Source organism: Liberiplasma polymorphum, assembly GCF_043951795.1.
In the GTDB taxonomy this organism is placed as follows: Bacteria; Bacillota_I; Bacilli_A; order Izemoplasmatales; family Izemoplasmataceae; genus Liberiplasma; species Liberiplasma polymorphum.
Genome location: NZ_JBIOAG010000018.1, coordinates 1 through 17,871 on the forward strand (window position 1 = coordinate 1; position 17,871 = coordinate 17,871).

Genomic DNA, 17,871 nt, shown 5'->3' on the forward strand with positions numbered 1-17,871 from the left:
TTGTAGTCCTAAAAAGGCTACAGTTTTTCTTTTTATCTAGTTTTTTTACGGTATAATAATATTTGTAAATGAGGAGTCATTATGAGATATATTGAAGCCAAAAGCATCATACAATCCAACCATAATTTTAATCTCTACCGTGGATGTACACACGGTTGTATTTACTGTGATTCTAGGAGTACATGCTATCAGGTGGGTGATTTTGATAATATTACCGTTAAAAAAGATGCACTAATTATCATGGAAAACCAACTCAAACGTAAACGAAAAAAGACACTATTAACAACAGGTGCAATGAGTGATCCTTATGTGCATATTGAAAAAGATATTTTATTGATGCGTGGAGCTTTATTATTAGTAAAGAAATATGGATTTGGTATCTCAGTATTGACGAAAAGTAATCTAGTGTTAAGAGATTTAGATTTATATAAGGAAATAAATTTCAATCATAAAGCCATAGTACAACTAACCATAACGACAACCAATGATGAACTAGCAAAAAAAATCGAACCACATGTAACATTACCTTCGAAACGTTATGAAGCGTTAAAAATATTTTCATCTCATGGTATTACTACAGGTATATGGATGACACCGATACTACCGTTTATTACCGATAATGAAGAAAATATAATAGAGATTGTTAAAAAAGCTGCACAAGCGAAAGTAACTTTTATTGTATCATTTGGTATAGGCACAACCATGCGAGAAGGAAGCAGAGATTATTTTTATAATCAACTCGTTCAGTTCTTCCCCGGACTTAAAGATCAGTATATAAAAACATTTAAAGATAAGTACATTTGTGATAGTCCAAACGCTAAAAGATTACAAAAAGTATTTGAAGACACGTGTGACGCTTATGGTATATTACATAAACACGATACGATTTGGAAACTATTCAAAGCATCTTCAACCGAACAACAAACACTATTTTAAGGAGTAATGATATGAAATTTGATTGTAGGCCAATTAAAATCCGATAACCCTTTGTTTATACAACTAAACCCAAACAAAGGAGAATAAAAATGGAAATTAAAGATAATATCATTAAGAAAAAGTTAGAAAACGTCTATTTTATTGCCGGCACAAACTGTGGTGGTAAATCATCAATGGCTAAAGCATTAAGTGAAAAACATGATATGTATTTTTACAGCGCAGATAGTGAGTATTGGAATCATAGAAAAATAAGTGATGAGGTATCACAGCCTAATATGAACCGGCCTTTTTTAGGATGGGAAGATTATTTTATGCGCGATGCTAAAAAACAAGCAGAGTGGCTTATTAAAGCTGAAAAAGAAGAAATGGATTTTATTATTGTAGATTTACTCGAAATAGCATCCCAAACAGACAAGAAAATTGTTGTAGATATTCACCGTGATGTCGATTTATTTAAACGTATATCAGATTATCATAGAGTTATATTTTTACTTGCTGAAAATGATTTAATTCAAAAAGAATATTTTGGTCGTGAAGATAAAAACGATATGTTAGTTTGTATAAAACGTGAAACAAAAGATCCTGATGAAGCAATTAACAATGTTTTAAAAGTAGCTGAAATCATTGGGACTATTGAAAGAAATCAAGCGCTTGAAAGCGGCTTCTTTACACATACAAGACATGAAAACACAGACTTTTTAAAACGTATAGAAATTGTAGAAAAGCATTTTAAACTAATTTAAGGAGTAAATTTATGATTAAACCATTATCTAAAGAAAAATATAAAGACTATCCACTTCATTTTGCTTATGAAACTATAGAGTATTATGATGTAAGTATAAATGAAGAAGACAATCAATTTACTGTAATCTTCACGAAAGAAAAATTTGACTCACCTATTAAAAAAACATTTGATAGTAAACTATTTCAACCTTATCTAGAAAACCCTACAGCATATGGGTATTTTATTGATGAAAAGATTGTGGGCGTACTAGAAGTTAACTTTGACAGTTGGAGTAAACGCTTAAGAGTCACAGAATTATTAATTGATATCCAATATAGAAGACATGGAATCGGGAAAACATTAATGAATCAAGCCAAGAAGTTCGCAAAAGAACTAGGTGCAAGATCAATTATATTAGAAACGCAAACGTGTAACACTAAAGCGATTGATTTTTATCGTTCTCAAGGGTTTAAACTAATCGGTTTTGATAGTACTTGCTATAGTAATAATGATATTGAAAATAAAGAAGTAAGAGTTGAACTAGGATTTAACATATAAATCTTTTCAATGAATCCCAACAAATTCTCCTTGGTAATTGTTTAATAGTCAAAGGAGCTTTTAAGATGAAAAAATTTATGTTTGCAAGTATGTTATTTTTAGTGCTTACTTTAGCGGCATGTACGTCAAAAACCGAAGCTGAACCAACAAGTACATATATTACAATGGATATGAATCCTGCTGTATCCTTTATTATTGATGAAGAGGACAATGTTATTTTAATCAATGCGTTAAATGAAGATGGAGAAATCTTGTTATTTAACCTTAATGTAGTTGGACACGGTGTTGAACAAGCACTTGAAATGATTATTGAAGAAGCAGGAAATCTAGGATTTATTGATCCGGAAGTTGAAACAGTAATTGAAATCGAAGTTATAGGCAAAGATGTAGCAATTGAAAATGCTGCTCGTGCTAAAGTCGAAACAGGGCTAAGCAAAGCTTTTGAAGCAAGAGAACTCCCTGTTCAAGTAAATCAAAGAGCTTATGATGAAGATTTTATCGCTGAAGCACAACAAAAAGGATTAACAGCTAGAGAATATCGTTTAGTCCAACAAGCTTTATATGCTAATCCAGAATTAACAATGGATGAAGCTGTAGAAATGGACACAACTGAACTTGTTGAACAAGTAAGAGAACATGGTCAAAAAGTATCTGAATATGCCATTGCATTAAAAGATGACTTTTTAGCGGCTAAGCAAGAAGTTTTTGAAGAATACTTGCCACAAATTGAAGCATTAGAAGCACAAATCGAAGAAGCAGTTGCTAATGAAGAACCAACAGAAGAATTAGAAGCAGAACTTGAAGCATTGCAACAAGAAATGAAAGATGCATTAAATGATGTTGTTTCAGATTTAGTTGAACAAGCTAAAGCGATTCGTGACTTAATTGAACAAGAACACCAAGATAGACGTTCACAATTTGAAGACAGAATTCCTAGACCTTAATCAAAGTTTATAATAAAAACCCTTCACTATTTTTTATAAAAGTGAAGGGTTTTTTTATTATGCTGCTGGTACGACAGCACCACCGTAATTTTCTTTGATCCAATTTTGAACAGTTTCTGATTGTAAAGCTGCAATCAAAGCAAGAATAAATGGATCTTCGCTATTAGCTGATGTTGTAACTAATACATTAACAAATAAAGAACCACTACCTTCGATTGCTAAAGCATCTTCTAATGGGTTTAATCCGTTATCTAATGCATAATTACCATTGATTAATACTGCATCACCCGAGGTGTTGTTATAGTTGCTGTAAAGCTGTGCAGCATCTACTTCGGTAAATGTAATGACTTTTTCAGATGTAAATAATGTTGGTAATGCATTAATACTTGAGGCAACGATATCTGCATTCGTGACTCCGTTATTTAAAGTTATTAATCCTGCTTCTACAAGTAATCCTAAAAGTCTAGGACGATCAGAAGGTGAATTTGAAATTATGAGTTGAACTTCGTTAGAAAAATCATTTAACGAAGCATGCTTTTTACTATATAACCCAATTGGTTCTACATGGACACCGCCAACAGAGACGAAATCATAGTTGTGTTCTGAAATTTGTAAGTTAAGGTAAGGGATATGTTGGAAGAAGTTAGCAATAATATCGCCACTTTGTAAAGCGACGTTCGGTAAAACATAATCAGTAAATACGACAATTTCATATTCAAATCCTTGTTCTAGTAAAATTGGACGAACATACTCTAATATTTCTGCATGTGGAACAGGGGTTGCTCCGATTCTAATGACATCTTTTTTTCCGCAAGCACTTAATGTGAACGTTGCGATTAACAATATTGCTAAGATAGATAGTTTTTTCATTATTTTTCTCCTTTTATTTGTGTGTGAGTTTTTTTACGGTTACATCACCGATTAATTGAATTATTAAAATAAGCGCTACAATTAAGAAAGTCGCTATAAGTGTCACTTGCTGACGGTTTCTAGCATACCCATAAAGATAAGCTAAGTTTCCTAAGCCACCTGCACCGATTGCTCCAGCAATAGAGGTGTAACCTGTGATAGCTATGGCTGTAACTGTGATTCCCCTTATCAGTGAAGCTTTTGATTCAGGAATGAGTATTTTTAAGATAATAGTTAAGTTTGTTGCGCCAAATGAAATACCAGTTTCTTTAAGTTCCTTGCCTTTTTCAAATAGCGCTAATTCAACTAAGCGAGCATAAAATGGTGTAGCCCCAATGACTAATGCCGGAATCGCTGCACTTGGTCCTAAAATTGTTCCAACAATAATACGAGTAAGTGGTAGTAATAAAACGATTAGTATAAGAAACGGGATACTCCTTCCAATACTAGTAATGACTGATAAAATTGCATAAATGCCATGATTTGGAATAAGGCCATCTTTACTTGTAACATAGAGTGAAATACCTAAAATAAGCCCAAACACAAACACGAATAATGTAGAAATAATCGTCATATATAGCGTTTCATTAAACGCATTTAAATAAGTATCAAAGTCGATCATTAATAATCACTACTCCTTTTTCTATAAGTGCCTTTTTAGTTATTTCAATATCTTTTCCATCCATACTTACAAGCATTAAACCTTCGGTATTTGGAGATATGTTTGCAAATAGGATATTAAAACTAATATCATATCGCTGTACATAAAAGCTTAATAAATTTTCACTTGTTAAATGTTTAGGGAACTTTAATACTGTTAAATTAGGTAAATTACTAAACTGAGATGCAATATCTTCGACATTAAAGCCAATCAAATGAACAAGTTCTTTAGTCACTTCATGTTTGGGTTGAAATAAAATGTCATCTACGCGTCCTACTTCAACAGGAACACCATAATGCATAACAGTGACTTCATCACAAATTTCTTTTATAACATGCATATCGTGTGTGACAATGACAACCGTTAAGTTTCTTGAATACTTTATTGACTTAATTAAGGATAATATACTTTTGGTTGTTAATGGATCAAGGGCACTTGTCGGTTCATCACAAAGTAATATCTCAGGGTCATTTATTAAAGCTCTAGCAATACCAACACGTTGCTTTTGACCGCCGGATAGTTGACTAGGATATTGATTTTCATAGCCTTTTAATCCAACATCACCAATTAATTTTAAAACTTTTTCATGATCATCTTGATTAATTTTTCTTGTAGCCCTTAAAGGAAACAATATATTTTCTTTAACGGTTTTACTTTCTAGTAAATTAAAGTTTTGAAAAATCATCCCGATTTTTCGCCTAAGCATTCGTGTAGACTCCTTATTGAGTCGCTTGATATCATCATAACCAAAAACACTAACTTCCCCATCATCATGACGCTCTAATTGATTTATGATTCGAATTAAAGTGCTTTTACCTGCACCACTCAAACCAATAATCCCGTGAATGACATTTGGCTTGATACTAAACGAAACGTTATTTAAAGCATGAATAGAGGAAGTTTTTCCTGTAAATTCTTTAGATACATTTGTAAATTTAATCATAGATAAAACCTCCTTTTTAAGAATAAAAAAAAACAGTGCATTCGCAATGAAAGCACTGTTAAATTTTGAATTTTAACATCCATTGCTAGGCTTTTGGCCCCTCGATAAAAGCACCTAATTAAATAGGTTGCTGCTGCTTCAAAGGTTATCTGACCTCCACAGCTCTTAATGAATATCCGTTACATTTAAAACGATTTTATTATAGATATAAATAAATGTCAAAGAAATATCTAATGTAAATGTTTTCAATAAATATTACATAATTAAGTTTAAAATTATTCTTACTAAACCACCCATGATAAAAGCGGTTAGAAAAGTTGATAATGTAATAAGTAAGGTTACTTTAAACTTGAATTCTTTAAATAATACGACTAATACAGAAATACAAGGTAAATAAAATAACGCAACAACAGACCCAGTGATTAATTGTATTGTTGTTAGATTCATTTCAAGCAAAGGAACAACAGCTAATTCTCTACGGATAATCCCTAATACTAATGAAAGGCTTGCTTCTTTAGGTAAATCTAACCATCTTACCACTAATGGTTCCATCCAAACGCCGAATGTTTCTAAAGCACCAGTTTCTACAGCCAATGATGCAACCAATATCCCAATAAACATTGGAACTTGTGCCTCAATTATAAAATGTTTCATTTTAACCCATACTTTTTTACTAAGTGAACGTAAATCCGGCATTAATAGATTAGGTATTTCTAAAATTAAAGGACTGCTTTTACCTTTAATTAGTCTATTTAGTAGCAATCCAATTAAAATTATTGTTAGAAACGAAAGACTATAAACAAATATCAAAGCGCCAATTGACTGACTACCTAATAACACAATAAGTGCCGCTGTTTGTGCAGTACAAGGCACAGCAATAGCGATTAATGTTACAACAATAACGCGTTCTTTAGAACTATTTACAGCACGCGTACTTAAAATAGCAGGAACTGCGCACCCATACCCTAATAAAAAAGGTATGATATTATTTCCAGGGAGGCCTATTTTACGCAAAATAGAATCAAGTAAAACACCAAGTCTTGGTAAATAGCCACTATCTTCAAGAAAAGAAAACGCAATATAAAACATTAAAACAAACGGTAATATAACCGCAATTGGCCACTCAATCATTTTTATTAATAAGCCATATTCACCTACTAATACATTATAAAATAGTCCGGGTTGAACAAATCTCGCGACCAAGTTTTCAATAAAAGGAATATAGTAATTTTCTAGTAAAGGTGCTAGTAAATCATCAACAATGAATTCACCAACTCTAACGACAAATAAAATAAACAAAGTCATAACGATTATTGCTATTGGAATCCCTGTTAAAGGTTTAATAGATGCATCGCCCAACTTTTCAAGGAATGATAGTTTAACATCTCGGTTTGTAACGACATTATTAGTAATTTCTTCTGATTTTTCACTGTAATTATCCACATGAATATTACTAACTTTCGGACTGTCGGAAAAAATAGCTTTTTTTAACTCGTTAATTCCAATTCTTTTAACTGCAACCGTTTCTATAACAGGTGCATTTAAATATTTTGATAGCAAATGCTTGTTAATTTCTAGTCCGCGACGAAAGGCGACATCCCCTAAATTTAAGACAAAAATAATAGGGATATCTCTTTTTTGTATATCAAAAGCTAAATGTAGATTTCTTTCTAGATGAGTTGCATCAAGTACACAGATGATTAAATCAGCGCCATCATCTAGCATACGTGTTGCAACCTCTTCAGCTTTTGATACTGCTTTTAAAGAGTATGTCCCTGGTACATCGATAAGGAGTGCTTTTTCTCCTTGATAACGCATGACCCCTTCATGATAAGATACCGTCGTTCCGCTATAATTAGCTGTTATGACATCTAATCCTGTTAAGCGGTTGAATAAAACGCTTTTTCCTACATTAGGATTCCCCATCAATAGAACTTTTTTTAATTCATTACGATCTTTTATAGGTGGGGTAATTTCTTGACAACTCATTAGGATATCGCCTTTGCTAATATTGCTGAGGCTAAGTTTTTATCTATTGCGATATCTCTTTCTTTGATTCTTATAACTAAAGGACCCCCTAAAGGTTGTTTAGTGATGATTTTAACCTCTAAACCAACACGCACACCAATCGCTTCTAATAGGTGATCTTTTGGACAATTCGTAAGGATATAATTATGCTGTTTCTTGCCTGAATATAAATACATAAAATCGCCTCTTTCTTGATGAAATTAACTATCCCTTTGCGAGTAAAATTATAATACAACTTTTTGTGTACTTCAACAAAAATTATAAAAATTATAAATAAGTCTATAAACTAGAATTAAAAGGAAAAAAGATGTAAGGGGTTTACTATTGTAAGCGTTTGAATGCTGTGATATAATTTTTTGAAAGCGTTTTTAAGGAGGGATTCTATGGAATCGTCTTATGACATAATAAAAAAGACTTATGGTCTTGATGTAATTGATGACATTTTACTTAAAAAAGATAAACATGTTGAATTTGTTTTTAATCTTCAAAAAAAACCGATGACTGTTCATATTATTAAAGGCGATACGACAGCTATAGGACTCCCAAATAAAATCGAGATGCCTTTTAAAGAGTTACTTACCTATGTCGTTGATGATAATGCATTAGCTGAAATAGAGGGTAAAAAAACTTTTGCGATTGATTTAATCACAAAAATCAATAGTATCAAAGAAGATTTGTATGTATTTATTCCTGTTGGGAAAGATGGAAATATTCTTTGGTTGACTGTTGGCTTTTATGTATTAAGTACTAATAAGGATAAGCCTGAGTTAATTCATGGTCGCGTGCACCGCGTATCAGATAAGACGCCTTTAGAAATTACTTATTATAAAAAGGCTTACCAAGATGAACTAACTGGATTGTTTACGCGAGAAACTTTAAAAATGCACTTTGAGAAGTTAAAGAATATTCAAGGTGGGTACGGATTGTTTATTGATATCGATGGGTTTAAATCGGTCAATGATCAATTTGGTCATAAAGCAGGTAACTCTGTATTAAAATGTATTGCGGATGCATTTATTAATAATTGGGAAAAAAACGTTATCTATTACCGTCTTGGTGGAGATGAATTTTTTGTTTATGTATGGGACCATGATGAGGAGAAGGTTATAAATAGGGCTAAAAGAATCATTTCCACAATTGAAAACCTTGAATGCGAAGATATCAAACTTGATATAAGCGCTGCGGTTGGAATAGTTCCTATCTCATCAACATGTGTTGATTATGCACATATACTTGACATGAGTGATAGTGCGATGTATAAAGCGAAGAGTCAGGGTCGTGGTCAAATTTATCTAGTTAACGATATTACTTGAAATATACCTTAATTTGTGAGAAAATAAAGCGATTTTTAAAATCGCTTTTTATATGGAGGACACGATGAAAAGAAGAACTAAGGTATTGAATTACTTCATTAAAACATTAAATGGTATGGCTTACGGATTATTTTCAACACTCATTATAGGTGTTATTATTAGACAAATAGGTATCTATACAGGGTTTGATCCAATTTTCCATTTAGGCTTAACATTAATGGGATTTATGGGAATAGGGATTGGACTCGGTGTTGCTTGGAGTCTTGATTTAAAAGGTTTAAGTTTAATTGCAGGGGCTGTTGCTGGTGGTATAGCGACATCATTACCTATTCTATTAAGTGCATTTACATACGGAATCGATTTAACTAATATTAATATTGGTGCAGATCCGGTTGTCGCTTATTTAACAAGTATTGCTGCTATCGAGGGATTGCGTTTAATATTAAGAAAGAAAACCCCACTAGATATTATATTAATACCTTTAATTAGTGCATTTATTGCATTTGGTGTTGTATTAATCATCGGTATTCCAGTTGCGACAACGATGAGCTTAATTGGTGACTTTGTACAACATGCAACAACTTATCAACCATTTATTATGGGTATAATCATTGCTGTGATCATGGGGATGGCATTAACTGCACCAATATCAAGTGCGGCAATTGCTATCTCGATAGGGTTATCTGGTATTGCAGGTGGTGCAGCTGTTGTTGGTGGCGCTGTTCAAATGATTGGATTTGCAGTAATGTCACGTAAAGATAATAATATTGGTACAGTAATATCTGTTGCAATTGGTACAAGCATGCTACAGTTTAAAAATATATTACGAAAACCTATAATTTGGTTACCTACAATTATTGTTTCTGCTATTTTAGGACCAGTAAGTACAATGCTATTTAAGATACAGACCGACTTTACAGGTAGTGGAATGGGAACTAGTGCTGGAATTGGGCAGTTTGCAACCATTCAAGCCATGGGAAGTAGTGGTTCTGTATGGTTAATGATATTGGTGCTACATATTGTATTGCCAATAGTTCTGGTTTTTGGATTAGATACATTGTTTAGAAAAAAAGGTCTTATTAAAGAAGGCGACTTATCATTAAAAACGAACGAATAAGCTGAGTTTTCAGCTTATTTTTTTTATACTGAAATCACAACTTTGTTTGCGTTTTACTATACTCACTTACAAAAAGTAAGTATAATATACCTATACTATTACAAGGAGAATATTGTGAATATTTCATATGGCAATCATCATATAAGTGCAATCGTGTCTGATCCGCAGAAAAATGTGGACTTTTACGCTGGTGTTTTAGGACTGAGAATGGTAAAAAAAACCGTGAACTTTGATGATCCTTATACCTATCATTTATACTTTGGAAATTATGAAGGAGGTCCAGGGACATTAATTACATTTTTTCCGTGGCCTTTAGGATTAAAGGGCAAAGTTGGTAGTGGTCAAGTGATTTCAGTTCAGTATAAAATCCCTGTAAATGCTATGGAGTTTTGGAAAAGTAGGTTAAAATCATTTGATATTAATTTCAAAACAGAGAAACGATTTAATCAAACTTATTTAGTTTTTCAAGATAATGATGGATTAATCATTGAACTTACTGAAAGTGAAAAGGGACAACGTAATCAATATAGTTTCAATGGTATTACCGAAAACGAAGCAATTAAGGGATTTGAAGGAGCAACACTAGCTTCAAGAAATCCGTTAAAATCAGTTCACGTATTAACTGAATACTTAGGGTTTAAAGTAGATGCTGAATCAGATAATAGAATTAGATTAATTACTCAAAACGTTTTAGGAAATGTAATAGAAATATTTAAAATAGAAGAGTCGCTTGGAAAAATGGGTGTCGGTACTATTCACCATATTGCGTTTAGAACAACGTCTGAAGATTCACAAAAGACAGTAAGAGAATTGCTATTAAGTAAAGGCTATAAGATAACACCTATTATTGATAGGAATTATTTTAAATCTGTATATTTCAGAGAACCTGGCAGCATTTTATTTGAAATCGCAACAGATGAACCTGGTTTTACAATTGATGAGCCGATCGAACACTTAGGCGCATCCTTAAAAATACCTAAACACCATCAAGCGTTAAAAGATGAAATTGAAAATCATTTATTACCCATAAGCGTTAGGGAGGTTAAAGCCAATGAATTTAATCATAAATCCAAATGAACTAGATAAAAACAGTCTATATAAACTATTAACAGGAACCGTACTACCTAGACCAATTGCCCTTGTTTTAACAAAAGGCAAAGAAGGCATTATAAATATCGCACCGTTTAGTTATTTTAATTTAGTTTCTATTAAACCAGTTCCGAGGATTGCATTTACAGTTCAACATTTAGAAAACGGCTTAAAAGATACAACAAGAAACATTATGGAAAGCAAAGAATTTGTAGTCCATGTTGTTACAGAAGATATACTAGAAGATACCAATGAAACAGCTGCAAATCTACCACCATTAGAAAGTGAACTTAAAAGAACCTCTTTTAAATTAGTAGATAATGATTTATTGGCTATTCCTCGTATTGCACAAGCAAAAGTAGCTTTTGAATGCACCCTTGATCAAATCGTCACATTTGAATCTGCAGATATGATTATTGGTAGAATTGAGAGGATACATATTTTGGATTCTATTTATGAAGAAGGTAGAATTGACATTGAAAAACTTTCGCCGATTGGAAGATTAGCTGGAAACGACTACACCACACTAGGTAAAACAATTAAGTTAAGGAGGCCAACAGTATGATTCACATCTATAAAGAAGGGTTCAATAACCACACATTATTATTACTCCATGGAACAGGTGGTAATGAAAATGATTTATTAAACATTGCTAAATATATTGATGATGAAGCGAATGTACTCTCGTTAAGAGGTGATGTTAGTGAAAATGGCTTAAACCGTTTTTTTAAGCGCTTAAGTGAAGGCGTGTTCGATGAAGATGATCTTAAATATAGAACTCAAAAATTACATAAGTTATTAGATGATTTATCTAATCAATATGGCTTTGATCGAGCAAATGTAACGGTTGTTGGTTATTCAAACGGAGCAAACATTGCATCAAGTTTACTTTTTCACTATAAAGATGTATTAAAACGTGCAATATTGTTACATCCAATGGTCCCTTTAAGAAACATAGAAATCCCGTCCCTAGAAAAGACTTCGATTCTAATTACGGCTGGAACAAACGATCCTATATGTCCAGTTAAAGAAAGTGAAGAACTATTTGAGTTATTAAACAATGCAAATGGCGATGTGGAAATCTCTTGGTTTAACTTTGGTCATCGATTAACAGAACAAGAAGTATTTAAGGCAAAAGAGTGGTTTGATAAAAAAGAAATGACTAGCTAGTCATTTCTTTCTTTTTTTGTATGAAAAGTACAATAGAACCAATCCAGTTACCAATTGCGGCTAAGCCAAATACAATGCCCATAAGTACTAAGCCTAAGTATTCTAAACCGCCAGTTCCAAGTCTAACTGTTATTAGCAAATAAGCACTAATAATTGTCAAGACAACAGGAAGTATAAAGACTAACAAAATGTTATTTTTACTAAGTGCTCTACTTATAACATAGCCTAGTGCACCAAGTCCTGTAGCAATTAAAAACAATATTATAATAGGTAAGAACTCGTTCATTAAAAACCCCTCTTTTACTTTCAATATATTTAAAGATTATTATAGCATTATAAAATAATAATAAAAATAGAAACACTCCTATGAAGTATTTCTATTGGCTTTTTTCTTAATTGAAACATATAAAATCGTTGAAGCAATCCAATTAGTCCCCGCAATAACAGCAGTCAACAGTGCATAAATTAATAATACAAGTGCACCCCATCCATAATCACCAAAATAAGTAGCGAAAAACAATAAACCACTTAAAAGTGTGAATGCAACTGGTATGAAAAAAGCCATTAAGTGATGGATTTTACTAAGTAAAAAACTAATTCCATAACCGATAACGCCACTAATAAGACCGAAAATTATCGTTTGTACTTGTTCCATAATTGCCTCCATAAGTTTTTATTAATTAATTATAACATGATTAAGGTGAACATTCTAATGACAAACCTTATAGCGTATAATATGCTTTAATCTATAGGCAAATAATCAGATGTTTAGGAAAGAAATATTTCAAAAATACAGTAACATATGATACTCTATAAGTGGTGATTAGATGAAAAAAAGAGGAAGTAAAGAATTACACATTCGTATATGGGTTTCTGGATTATTTGCAACTACAATAGTCTTAGTTATGTGGTCTATAGTTGTAGAAGGCACTAATTTTTTCACGTATGTATTACAAGGATTTATTTTTTATGGAACTTGGGTTATCTTACAGTATTTGATATATCGACCAATATATTATAGATTGATAGATAAACAAGACAAAGATAATCAAAATAAGCAATAAATCTTCTTCGGAAGATTTTTTGTTTATTTAAAAAGTGATATAATTAAAGGGATAGGAAGTGATAAGATGCTTTACGGATATTGTTATCCAACTAAAATTGGACAGATGTATGTGTTAGAACATAATGAAAAAATCATTGAAATGGGATTGGGATGCCCAGTAAATCAACGTGTTATTCAGAAAGAAACCCCTTTAATTAAGGAAGCAATCAAGCAGATAACATTATACTTTGATGGTAAATTAAAAACATTTAGCCTACCGCTTATTAGAAGCGGTACAGAGTTTCAAGAGAAAGTATGGGAAGCTTTAGAGAAAATCCCTTATGGTGAAACCAGAAGCTATGAAGATATAGCTATAATGATTGGAAAAGATAAAGCAGCACGTGCAGTAGGACAAGCTTGTCATAATAATCCGATAATGATCGTTGTGCCTTGTCACAGAGTCATAGGTAAAAATAACAAAATGGGCGGGTTTGCAAGCGATATTGAAATTAAAAAGTATTTATTAGGTCTTGAAAAAAATGCGCATAATATTGAGCTTTAGGAGGCTATATGAGAACCGAGCAAGAGATGACAGATTTAATTTTAAACGTTGCCAATGAAAATCCAAACATTCGATTGGTCATGATGAATGGTTCAAGAGTTAACCCAAATATTGAAAAAGATTCTCTTCAAGATTTTGATATTGTATATTATGTTAAAGACATAGCATCATTTTCAAATGACCGTGAATGGATAGATGTATTTGGTGAAAGATTAATTATGCAAACTTTAGACGATATGATTTTTGATCCAGTACCCGAAAGTAAGGATTATGTTTATCTTATGCAGTTTAATGATGGGAATCGAATAGATTTAACCATTAGAGACATTTTACACGTTCATGATGATTTAAACGAAGACTCATTGTCTATGATTTTACTGGATAAGGACACATTAATAAAACATCCAATTACACCTAATGAATCGAGTTATTTTGTTGAAAAACCGAGTAAAGCAATATTTGATTCATGTTTAAATGAACTTTACTGGGTAAGTTTATACGTAGTAAAAGGCATCATTAGAGACGAGTTTGTTTATGCGGTAGATCATTTAAACATTGTGAGAAATTGTTTAAAAGGATTACTAGATTGGTATATCGCAGAACAGTTTAGTTTTAATGTTAGTGTTGGAAAAAATTGTAAACGTTATAAAGAGTTGTTACCTATAACACTTTATTTACGTTTTATAAGCACGTATTCTATTAAGGATTACGACGAGATTTTAAGTAGTTTATATAATTGTTTAGAGTTAGCAAACGAGATAGCTTTGAAAGTTTCTTTTGTATTAAGATATGATTATGATGAAACAGTACACGAATCAATCATTGATTATATACATAAACTAACAGAAGATTACTTATAGAAAAAGGATTTCAAATGAAACTATTTGAAATCCTCTTTTTTTATAGGGTTAAATCTTTTGTTTTAAAAATCTTTATACTTAGCAAATAACAAATTACTCCAATTGCAAATAAAGCTAAGAAATGAAACCAAATAATCGAACTATTTTGAAGGATTAATTGATTATCATAAAGTGTATAAATTGTAAAAAACCTTAAGAAATTAAGTTGTTCATCTACATTGCGTAACATATTCACTAAGAAAAAGCCAACCGGAATTCCGATTCCAAACATCAAAGCATTTTTACCCTCATTAAAGTAGGTTGAACAAAAGAATGTTATACCACTAATGGCAAAATATAATAGGATGGCCCCTAAATTAAGTAGTAAATAACCACCTATATCAAGTAATCCACTAAATAATATAATACTAAAAGTAACGCCAACAGCTATTACACTTAGAAGCAACAAAATAATACTACTTAATAAAGTGATTATTTGTGTGATAATTACCTTTCCTCTTGTATTTGGAGATGAAAGTAAGAAAGCCATCGAACCACTATCTACGTATTTAGCAACAAGTTTATAGCTAAGCATAATTGTATAAATAAGTGGGAATAAAATAATGATAAATCCATAGAAGAAACTTGCCATATGACCTAATAAAGTCGGATCAAAGATGGAAAATCCAAACGCCTTCATCATTGCTTCAGGCATCATATCATATAGTGCTTGCATTTCTGCAGTAGAATCAGGGTCAAACATACTAAGCGTTATACTATTATACATGAATAAAATTAGGAAAAATATAATCCAAATTTTATAGGTGCTTTTTATATTTGCAATAAATAAAGCTTTATTCATTAGATTCACCTTCTTTATAATAATCCATAAATATCTCTTCTAATGATTGTTGTTTTATATCTAAGCTAGTTAACTCGCATTTAGATAAATATGCAATTAAATGGTTAGGGTCACCACTTACTTGAATTTCTAAGGTTAAACCATTTTGATTAACTACATCTAATCCGTTTTGTGTCAATATTTCTAAGTCTTTCTTATTTTTTAATGAAACAAGATAAATTTTTCTTTGCATATCTTTAAGGGTTTTTATATCTTTTAGGGCGACTTGATTTCCATGTTTAATAATTAAAGCACGATCACAGGTTCGCTCGATTTCTTCAAAATTATGGGAAGACATTAGGATGGTTTTACCTAATGCTTTTTCTTTTTTAATTAATGTGATGAATTTACTTTGCATTAAAGGGTCTAATCCACTTGTAGGTTCATCTAATATTAATATTTCTGGATTGTGCATAAAGGCGGCGACAATGGCTAATTTTTGTTTCATGCCTTTACTCATCTTCTTGATGTAACCTGATGGGTCTAGTTCTAGGTAATTGATGAGCTCATGCATTTTTGTGAAATCATTTAGATTGCGTAAAGCAGCCATGAGTTTTAAAAACTCTATGCCCTTCATAGAATCAATAAAAGCAATTTCACCGGAGATGTACCCTAAGTTTTTTTGGATGATACTAGCGTCATTAAAACAATGTTTATCATCAATGGTTACTTCTCCTTCTTGAGGCGTTATAAATCCTAATAAGTGTCTAATAGTTGTCGTCTTACCTGCACCATTAGGACCTAAAAAGCCAAACACTTCTCCTTTTTTTACGGTAAAATTTAAATCAAAAACACCTTTGTTTAGACCATAAGACTTTGTTAAATTCTTAACTACTATCATTTTGAACCTCCGTTTTAGATAAGTATGCTTATAAATGTAGTTTAATATTTACTGTCTTAGTTGTCAATTAGATTTGAAATATATGTTTGATAATATTTCAAAACAATTATATAATAATTCTAGGTGATAGTATGAATGGATTTGAACGTAGAACAGAAGCTAAGAAATATATCATTAAAAAAACAGCACTTAAATTGTTTAAATTAAACGGGGTTAAAAAGACCAAAATTGAGGCAATTGCTGAAGAAGCACAGGTATCTCAAGTTTCTATCTATAACTATTTTAATAGTAAAGAAAACTTGTTTCATGAAGTAATAAAAGATTTAATTGAAGACTACACTTGCAAAGTTGAAACCATTGTTAAGGATAATGATTTAGACATTAGAGAAAAGTTTAAGCAAATTATACAATTTGAACTAGAAGCATTAAAAGATATGCATGATGACTTTTTAACTAAAATGTATGACACTACTGATAGTTTTATATCAGAAATTATCGAAACCTATACAATAAATAGAACCATCCCTGCTTTTAAAGCGTTAATTAATCAAGGTAAAGAAGCGAATGTCATTAAAGAAGATATAGCTATAGAATCTATTTTGGTTTACATTGGATTATTTAGTCATTTAAGAGATAAAACAACATTACAAAACACAAAAATGTTAAGAGATTTAATTTATTTATTCTTTTATGGTATAGGAGGAAAGCACAATGATTGAAAAATTAAGAAAAGTAGATAAAGATGGTCTTAATGAAGTAGCTAAGTTATTACAAAGCGCATTTCCTTGGTGTTATGGAGAAGATGAAACGTCTTTAGAAGAAGCAAATAGTTTACTTGAAAATGATTATGTTACACTTGTTTATAAAGAAGCAAATAAAGTAGTAGGTATCGTTAGTGCTAGACCTCAGTACGGACTTACTGGTTGGGAACTTCATCCTTTAGTAGTTGATGATAATTACCGTATGAAGGGTATTGGAAAAAAACTGATGGCATCTTTAGAAGAAGCGGTCGCATCACAGGGTGGGGTTGTAATATATTTAGGGACTGATGATGAACATTTTAGAACTAGTTTAAGCAAAGTTGATTTATTTATTGATACGTTTAAACATATTGAATCTATTAAAAACTTAAGTAATCATCCTTTTACATTTTATGAAAAAATGGGGTATAAAATTGTTGGTGTAATTCCAGATGCAAATGGCCCTAATAAACCGGATATTTTTATGGCCAAAAGAATTATAGAAGTATCAAACAATAAGGAATGATTTGATTTTGCTATAATAGAAATTG

The 17,871-nt window shown here is 31.6% G+C and carries 23 protein-coding genes and 1 riboswitch; of the genes, 14 read left to right on the top strand and 9 right to left on the bottom strand.

Going from position 1 to position 17,871, the window contains the following annotated elements; translation table 11 throughout:
* Positions 1-81: 81 nt before the first annotated feature.
* The 4 genes from ACHAJD_RS05445 (at position 82) to ACHAJD_RS05460 (ending at position 3,162) form a co-directional block, all read left to right on the top strand.
* Positions 82-936 carry an SPL family radical SAM protein gene (locus tag ACHAJD_RS05445; protein ID WP_435584856.1) on the top strand — a complete coding sequence of 285 codons (855 nt, stop codon included), beginning with the start codon at positions 82-84 and terminating at the stop codon, positions 934-936.
* 89 nt (positions 937-1,025) lie between these two features.
* Positions 1,026-1,679, top strand: a complete 654-nt coding sequence (locus ACHAJD_RS05450; RefSeq protein WP_435584857.1) for an AAA family ATPase — start codon at positions 1,026-1,028, stop codon at positions 1,677-1,679.
* Between the two features lie 11 nt (positions 1,680-1,690).
* A complete protein-coding gene (locus ACHAJD_RS05455) occupies positions 1,691-2,218 on the top strand; it encodes a GNAT family N-acetyltransferase (protein WP_435584858.1) in 528 nt (175 codons plus the stop codon).
* 65 nt (positions 2,219-2,283) lie between these two features.
* Complete coding sequence (locus ACHAJD_RS05460; protein WP_435584859.1) at positions 2,284-3,162, top strand: anti-sigma-I factor RsgI family protein; 879 nt, start codon at positions 2,284-2,286, stop codon at positions 3,160-3,162.
* 57 nt (positions 3,163-3,219) lie between these two features.
* On the opposite strand, the gene ACHAJD_RS05465 is transcribed toward ACHAJD_RS05460, so the two are convergent.
* The 5 genes from ACHAJD_RS05465 to ACHAJD_RS05485 form a co-directional block, all read right to left on the bottom strand.
* Positions 3,220-4,032, bottom strand: a complete 813-nt coding sequence (locus ACHAJD_RS05465) for a MetQ/NlpA family ABC transporter substrate-binding protein (RefSeq protein ID WP_435584860.1) — start codon at positions 4,030-4,032, stop codon at positions 3,220-3,222.
* A gap of 13 nt (positions 4,033-4,045) precedes the next feature.
* A complete protein-coding gene (locus tag ACHAJD_RS05470; RefSeq protein WP_435584861.1) occupies positions 4,046-4,693 on the bottom strand; it encodes a methionine ABC transporter permease in 648 nt (215 codons plus the stop codon).
* Positions 4,680-5,675: a methionine ABC transporter ATP-binding protein gene (locus tag ACHAJD_RS05475; RefSeq protein ID WP_435584862.1), complete on the bottom strand. Its 996-nt coding sequence runs from the start codon at positions 5,673-5,675 to the stop codon at positions 4,680-4,682. Before ACHAJD_RS05475 ends, ACHAJD_RS05470 begins: the two co-directional genes overlap by 14 nt.
* A gap of 76 nt (positions 5,676-5,751) precedes the next feature.
* Positions 5,752-5,850, bottom strand: a riboswitch (SAM riboswitch).
* Positions 5,851-5,930: 80 nt separating this feature from the next.
* Positions 5,931-7,664, bottom strand: coding sequence for a FeoB small GTPase domain-containing protein (locus tag ACHAJD_RS05480; RefSeq protein WP_435584863.1), 1,734 nt, complete (start codon positions 7,662-7,664; stop codon positions 5,931-5,933).
* Positions 7,664-7,879, bottom strand: a complete 216-nt coding sequence (locus ACHAJD_RS05485; RefSeq protein ID WP_435584864.1) for a FeoA family protein — start codon at positions 7,877-7,879, stop codon at positions 7,664-7,666. Before ACHAJD_RS05485 ends, ACHAJD_RS05480 begins: the two co-directional genes overlap by 1 nt.
* 207 nt (positions 7,880-8,086) lie before the next feature.
* On the opposite strand from ACHAJD_RS05485, the gene ACHAJD_RS05490 reads away from it, so the two are divergent.
* The 5 genes from ACHAJD_RS05490 (at position 8,087) to ACHAJD_RS05510 (ending at position 12,392) form a co-directional block, all read left to right on the top strand.
* Positions 8,087-9,016, top strand: a complete 930-nt coding sequence (locus tag ACHAJD_RS05490; protein ID WP_435584865.1) for a GGDEF domain-containing protein — start codon at positions 8,087-8,089, stop codon at positions 9,014-9,016.
* Positions 9,017-9,080: 64 nt separating this feature from the next.
* Positions 9,081-10,133 (top strand): PTS sugar transporter subunit IIC, encoded by a 1,053-nt coding sequence (locus tag ACHAJD_RS05495; protein WP_435584866.1) that lies wholly within the window; start codon positions 9,081-9,083, stop codon positions 10,131-10,133.
* A gap of 114 nt (positions 10,134-10,247) precedes the next feature.
* Complete coding sequence (locus tag ACHAJD_RS05500) at positions 10,248-11,210, top strand: ring-cleaving dioxygenase (protein WP_435584867.1); 963 nt, start codon at positions 10,248-10,250, stop codon at positions 11,208-11,210.
* Entirely contained in the window at positions 11,185-11,787 is a 603-nt protein-coding gene (locus ACHAJD_RS05505) for a flavin reductase family protein (protein WP_435584868.1), read from the top strand. Before ACHAJD_RS05500 ends, ACHAJD_RS05505 begins: the two co-directional genes overlap by 26 nt.
* A complete protein-coding gene (locus ACHAJD_RS05510; RefSeq protein ID WP_435584869.1) occupies positions 11,784-12,392 on the top strand; it encodes an alpha/beta hydrolase in 609 nt (202 codons plus the stop codon). Before ACHAJD_RS05505 ends, ACHAJD_RS05510 begins: the two co-directional genes overlap by 4 nt.
* On the opposite strand, the gene ACHAJD_RS05515 is transcribed toward ACHAJD_RS05510, so the two are convergent.
* Together ACHAJD_RS05515 and ACHAJD_RS05520 are read right to left on the bottom strand one after the other, a co-directional pair.
* Positions 12,385-12,678 (bottom strand): hypothetical protein, encoded by a 294-nt coding sequence (locus tag ACHAJD_RS05515; protein WP_435584870.1) that lies wholly within the window; start codon positions 12,676-12,678, stop codon positions 12,385-12,387. The two genes, ACHAJD_RS05510 and ACHAJD_RS05515, sit on opposite strands and share 8 nt — an antisense overlap.
* Positions 12,679-12,756: 78 nt before the next feature.
* Positions 12,757-13,047 (bottom strand): hypothetical protein, encoded by a 291-nt coding sequence (locus ACHAJD_RS05520; protein WP_435584871.1) that lies wholly within the window; start codon positions 13,045-13,047, stop codon positions 12,757-12,759.
* 172 nt (positions 13,048-13,219) lie between these two features.
* Here ACHAJD_RS05520 and ACHAJD_RS05525 point away from each other — a divergent pair, with 172 nt between their 5' ends.
* The 3 genes from ACHAJD_RS05525 (at position 13,220) to ACHAJD_RS05535 (ending at position 14,859) form a co-directional block, all read left to right on the top strand.
* Positions 13,220-13,456, top strand: a complete 237-nt coding sequence (locus ACHAJD_RS05525) for a hypothetical protein (RefSeq protein ID WP_435584872.1) — start codon at positions 13,220-13,222, stop codon at positions 13,454-13,456.
* Positions 13,457-13,522: 66 nt separating this feature from the next.
* Positions 13,523-13,999: a methylated-DNA--[protein]-cysteine S-methyltransferase gene (locus ACHAJD_RS05530; RefSeq protein WP_435584873.1), complete on the top strand. Its 477-nt coding sequence runs from the start codon at positions 13,523-13,525 to the stop codon at positions 13,997-13,999.
* Between the two features lie 8 nt (positions 14,000-14,007).
* Positions 14,008-14,859 (top strand): aminoglycoside 6-adenylyltransferase, encoded by an 852-nt coding sequence (locus ACHAJD_RS05535; protein ID WP_435584874.1) that lies wholly within the window; start codon positions 14,008-14,010, stop codon positions 14,857-14,859.
* 40 nt (positions 14,860-14,899) lie between these two features.
* On the opposite strand, the gene ACHAJD_RS05540 is transcribed toward ACHAJD_RS05535, so the two are convergent.
* Together ACHAJD_RS05540 and ACHAJD_RS05545 are read right to left on the bottom strand one after the other, a co-directional pair.
* Positions 14,900-15,700 (bottom strand): ABC transporter permease subunit, encoded by an 801-nt coding sequence (locus tag ACHAJD_RS05540; protein ID WP_435584875.1) that lies wholly within the window; start codon positions 15,698-15,700, stop codon positions 14,900-14,902.
* Positions 15,693-16,580, bottom strand: a complete 888-nt coding sequence (locus ACHAJD_RS05545) for an ABC transporter ATP-binding protein (protein WP_435584876.1) — start codon at positions 16,578-16,580, stop codon at positions 15,693-15,695. Before ACHAJD_RS05545 ends, ACHAJD_RS05540 begins: the two co-directional genes overlap by 8 nt.
* A 131-nt stretch (positions 16,581-16,711) precedes the next feature.
* Between ACHAJD_RS05545 and ACHAJD_RS05550 the strand changes: the two genes are divergently transcribed.
* Positions 16,712-17,299, top strand: a complete 588-nt coding sequence (locus ACHAJD_RS05550) for a TetR/AcrR family transcriptional regulator (RefSeq protein ID WP_435584877.1) — start codon at positions 16,712-16,714, stop codon at positions 17,297-17,299.
* Positions 17,292-17,846 (top strand): GNAT family N-acetyltransferase, encoded by a 555-nt coding sequence (locus ACHAJD_RS05555; RefSeq protein ID WP_435584878.1) that lies wholly within the window; start codon positions 17,292-17,294, stop codon positions 17,844-17,846. The genes ACHAJD_RS05550 and ACHAJD_RS05555 overlap by 8 nt, the downstream gene beginning before the upstream one ends.
* Positions 17,847-17,871 lie beyond the last annotated feature (25 nt).

Coding starts and splice junctions, on each gene's coding strand:
- ACHAJD_RS05445 (WP_435584856.1), top strand. CDS start 82: ATGAGATATATTGAAGCCAAAAGCATCATACAATCCAACCATAATTTT.
- ACHAJD_RS05450 (WP_435584857.1), top strand. CDS start 1,026: ATGGAAATTAAAGATAATATCATTAAGAAAAAGTTAGAAAACGTCTAT.
- ACHAJD_RS05455 (WP_435584858.1), top strand. CDS start 1,691: ATGATTAAACCATTATCTAAAGAAAAATATAAAGACTATCCACTTCAT.
- ACHAJD_RS05460 (WP_435584859.1), top strand. CDS start 2,284: ATGAAAAAATTTATGTTTGCAAGTATGTTATTTTTAGTGCTTACTTTA.
- ACHAJD_RS05465 (WP_435584860.1), bottom strand. CDS start 4,032: ATGAAAAAACTATCTATCTTAGCAATATTGTTAATCGCAACGTTCACA.
- ACHAJD_RS05470 (WP_435584861.1), bottom strand. CDS start 4,693: ATGATCGACTTTGATACTTATTTAAATGCGTTTAATGAAACGCTATAT.
- ACHAJD_RS05475 (WP_435584862.1), bottom strand. CDS start 5,675: ATGATTAAATTTACAAATGTATCTAAAGAATTTACAGGAAAAACTTCC.
- ACHAJD_RS05480 (WP_435584863.1), bottom strand. CDS start 7,664: ATGAGTTGTCAAGAAATTACCCCACCTATAAAAGATCGTAATGAATTA.
- ACHAJD_RS05485 (WP_435584864.1), bottom strand. CDS start 7,879: ATGTATTTATATTCAGGCAAGAAACAGCATAATTATATCCTTACGAAT.
- ACHAJD_RS05490 (WP_435584865.1), top strand. CDS start 8,087: ATGGAATCGTCTTATGACATAATAAAAAAGACTTATGGTCTTGATGTA.
- ACHAJD_RS05495 (WP_435584866.1), top strand. CDS start 9,081: ATGAAAAGAAGAACTAAGGTATTGAATTACTTCATTAAAACATTAAAT.
- ACHAJD_RS05505 (WP_435584868.1), top strand. CDS start 11,185: ATGAATTTAATCATAAATCCAAATGAACTAGATAAAAACAGTCTATAT.
- ACHAJD_RS05510 (WP_435584869.1), top strand. CDS start 11,784: ATGATTCACATCTATAAAGAAGGGTTCAATAACCACACATTATTATTA.
- ACHAJD_RS05515 (WP_435584870.1), bottom strand. CDS start 12,678: ATGAACGAGTTCTTACCTATTATAATATTGTTTTTAATTGCTACAGGA.
- ACHAJD_RS05520 (WP_435584871.1), bottom strand. CDS start 13,047: ATGGAACAAGTACAAACGATAATTTTCGGTCTTATTAGTGGCGTTATC.
- ACHAJD_RS05525 (WP_435584872.1), top strand. CDS start 13,220: ATGAAAAAAAGAGGAAGTAAAGAATTACACATTCGTATATGGGTTTCT.
- ACHAJD_RS05530 (WP_435584873.1), top strand. CDS start 13,523: ATGCTTTACGGATATTGTTATCCAACTAAAATTGGACAGATGTATGTG.
- ACHAJD_RS05535 (WP_435584874.1), top strand. CDS start 14,008: ATGAGAACCGAGCAAGAGATGACAGATTTAATTTTAAACGTTGCCAAT.
- ACHAJD_RS05540 (WP_435584875.1), bottom strand. CDS start 15,700: ATGAATAAAGCTTTATTTATTGCAAATATAAAAAGCACCTATAAAATT.
- ACHAJD_RS05545 (WP_435584876.1), bottom strand. CDS start 16,580: ATGATAGTAGTTAAGAATTTAACAAAGTCTTATGGTCTAAACAAAGGT.
- ACHAJD_RS05550 (WP_435584877.1), top strand. CDS start 16,712: ATGAATGGATTTGAACGTAGAACAGAAGCTAAGAAATATATCATTAAA.
- ACHAJD_RS05555 (WP_435584878.1), top strand. CDS start 17,292: ATGATTGAAAAATTAAGAAAAGTAGATAAAGATGGTCTTAATGAAGTA.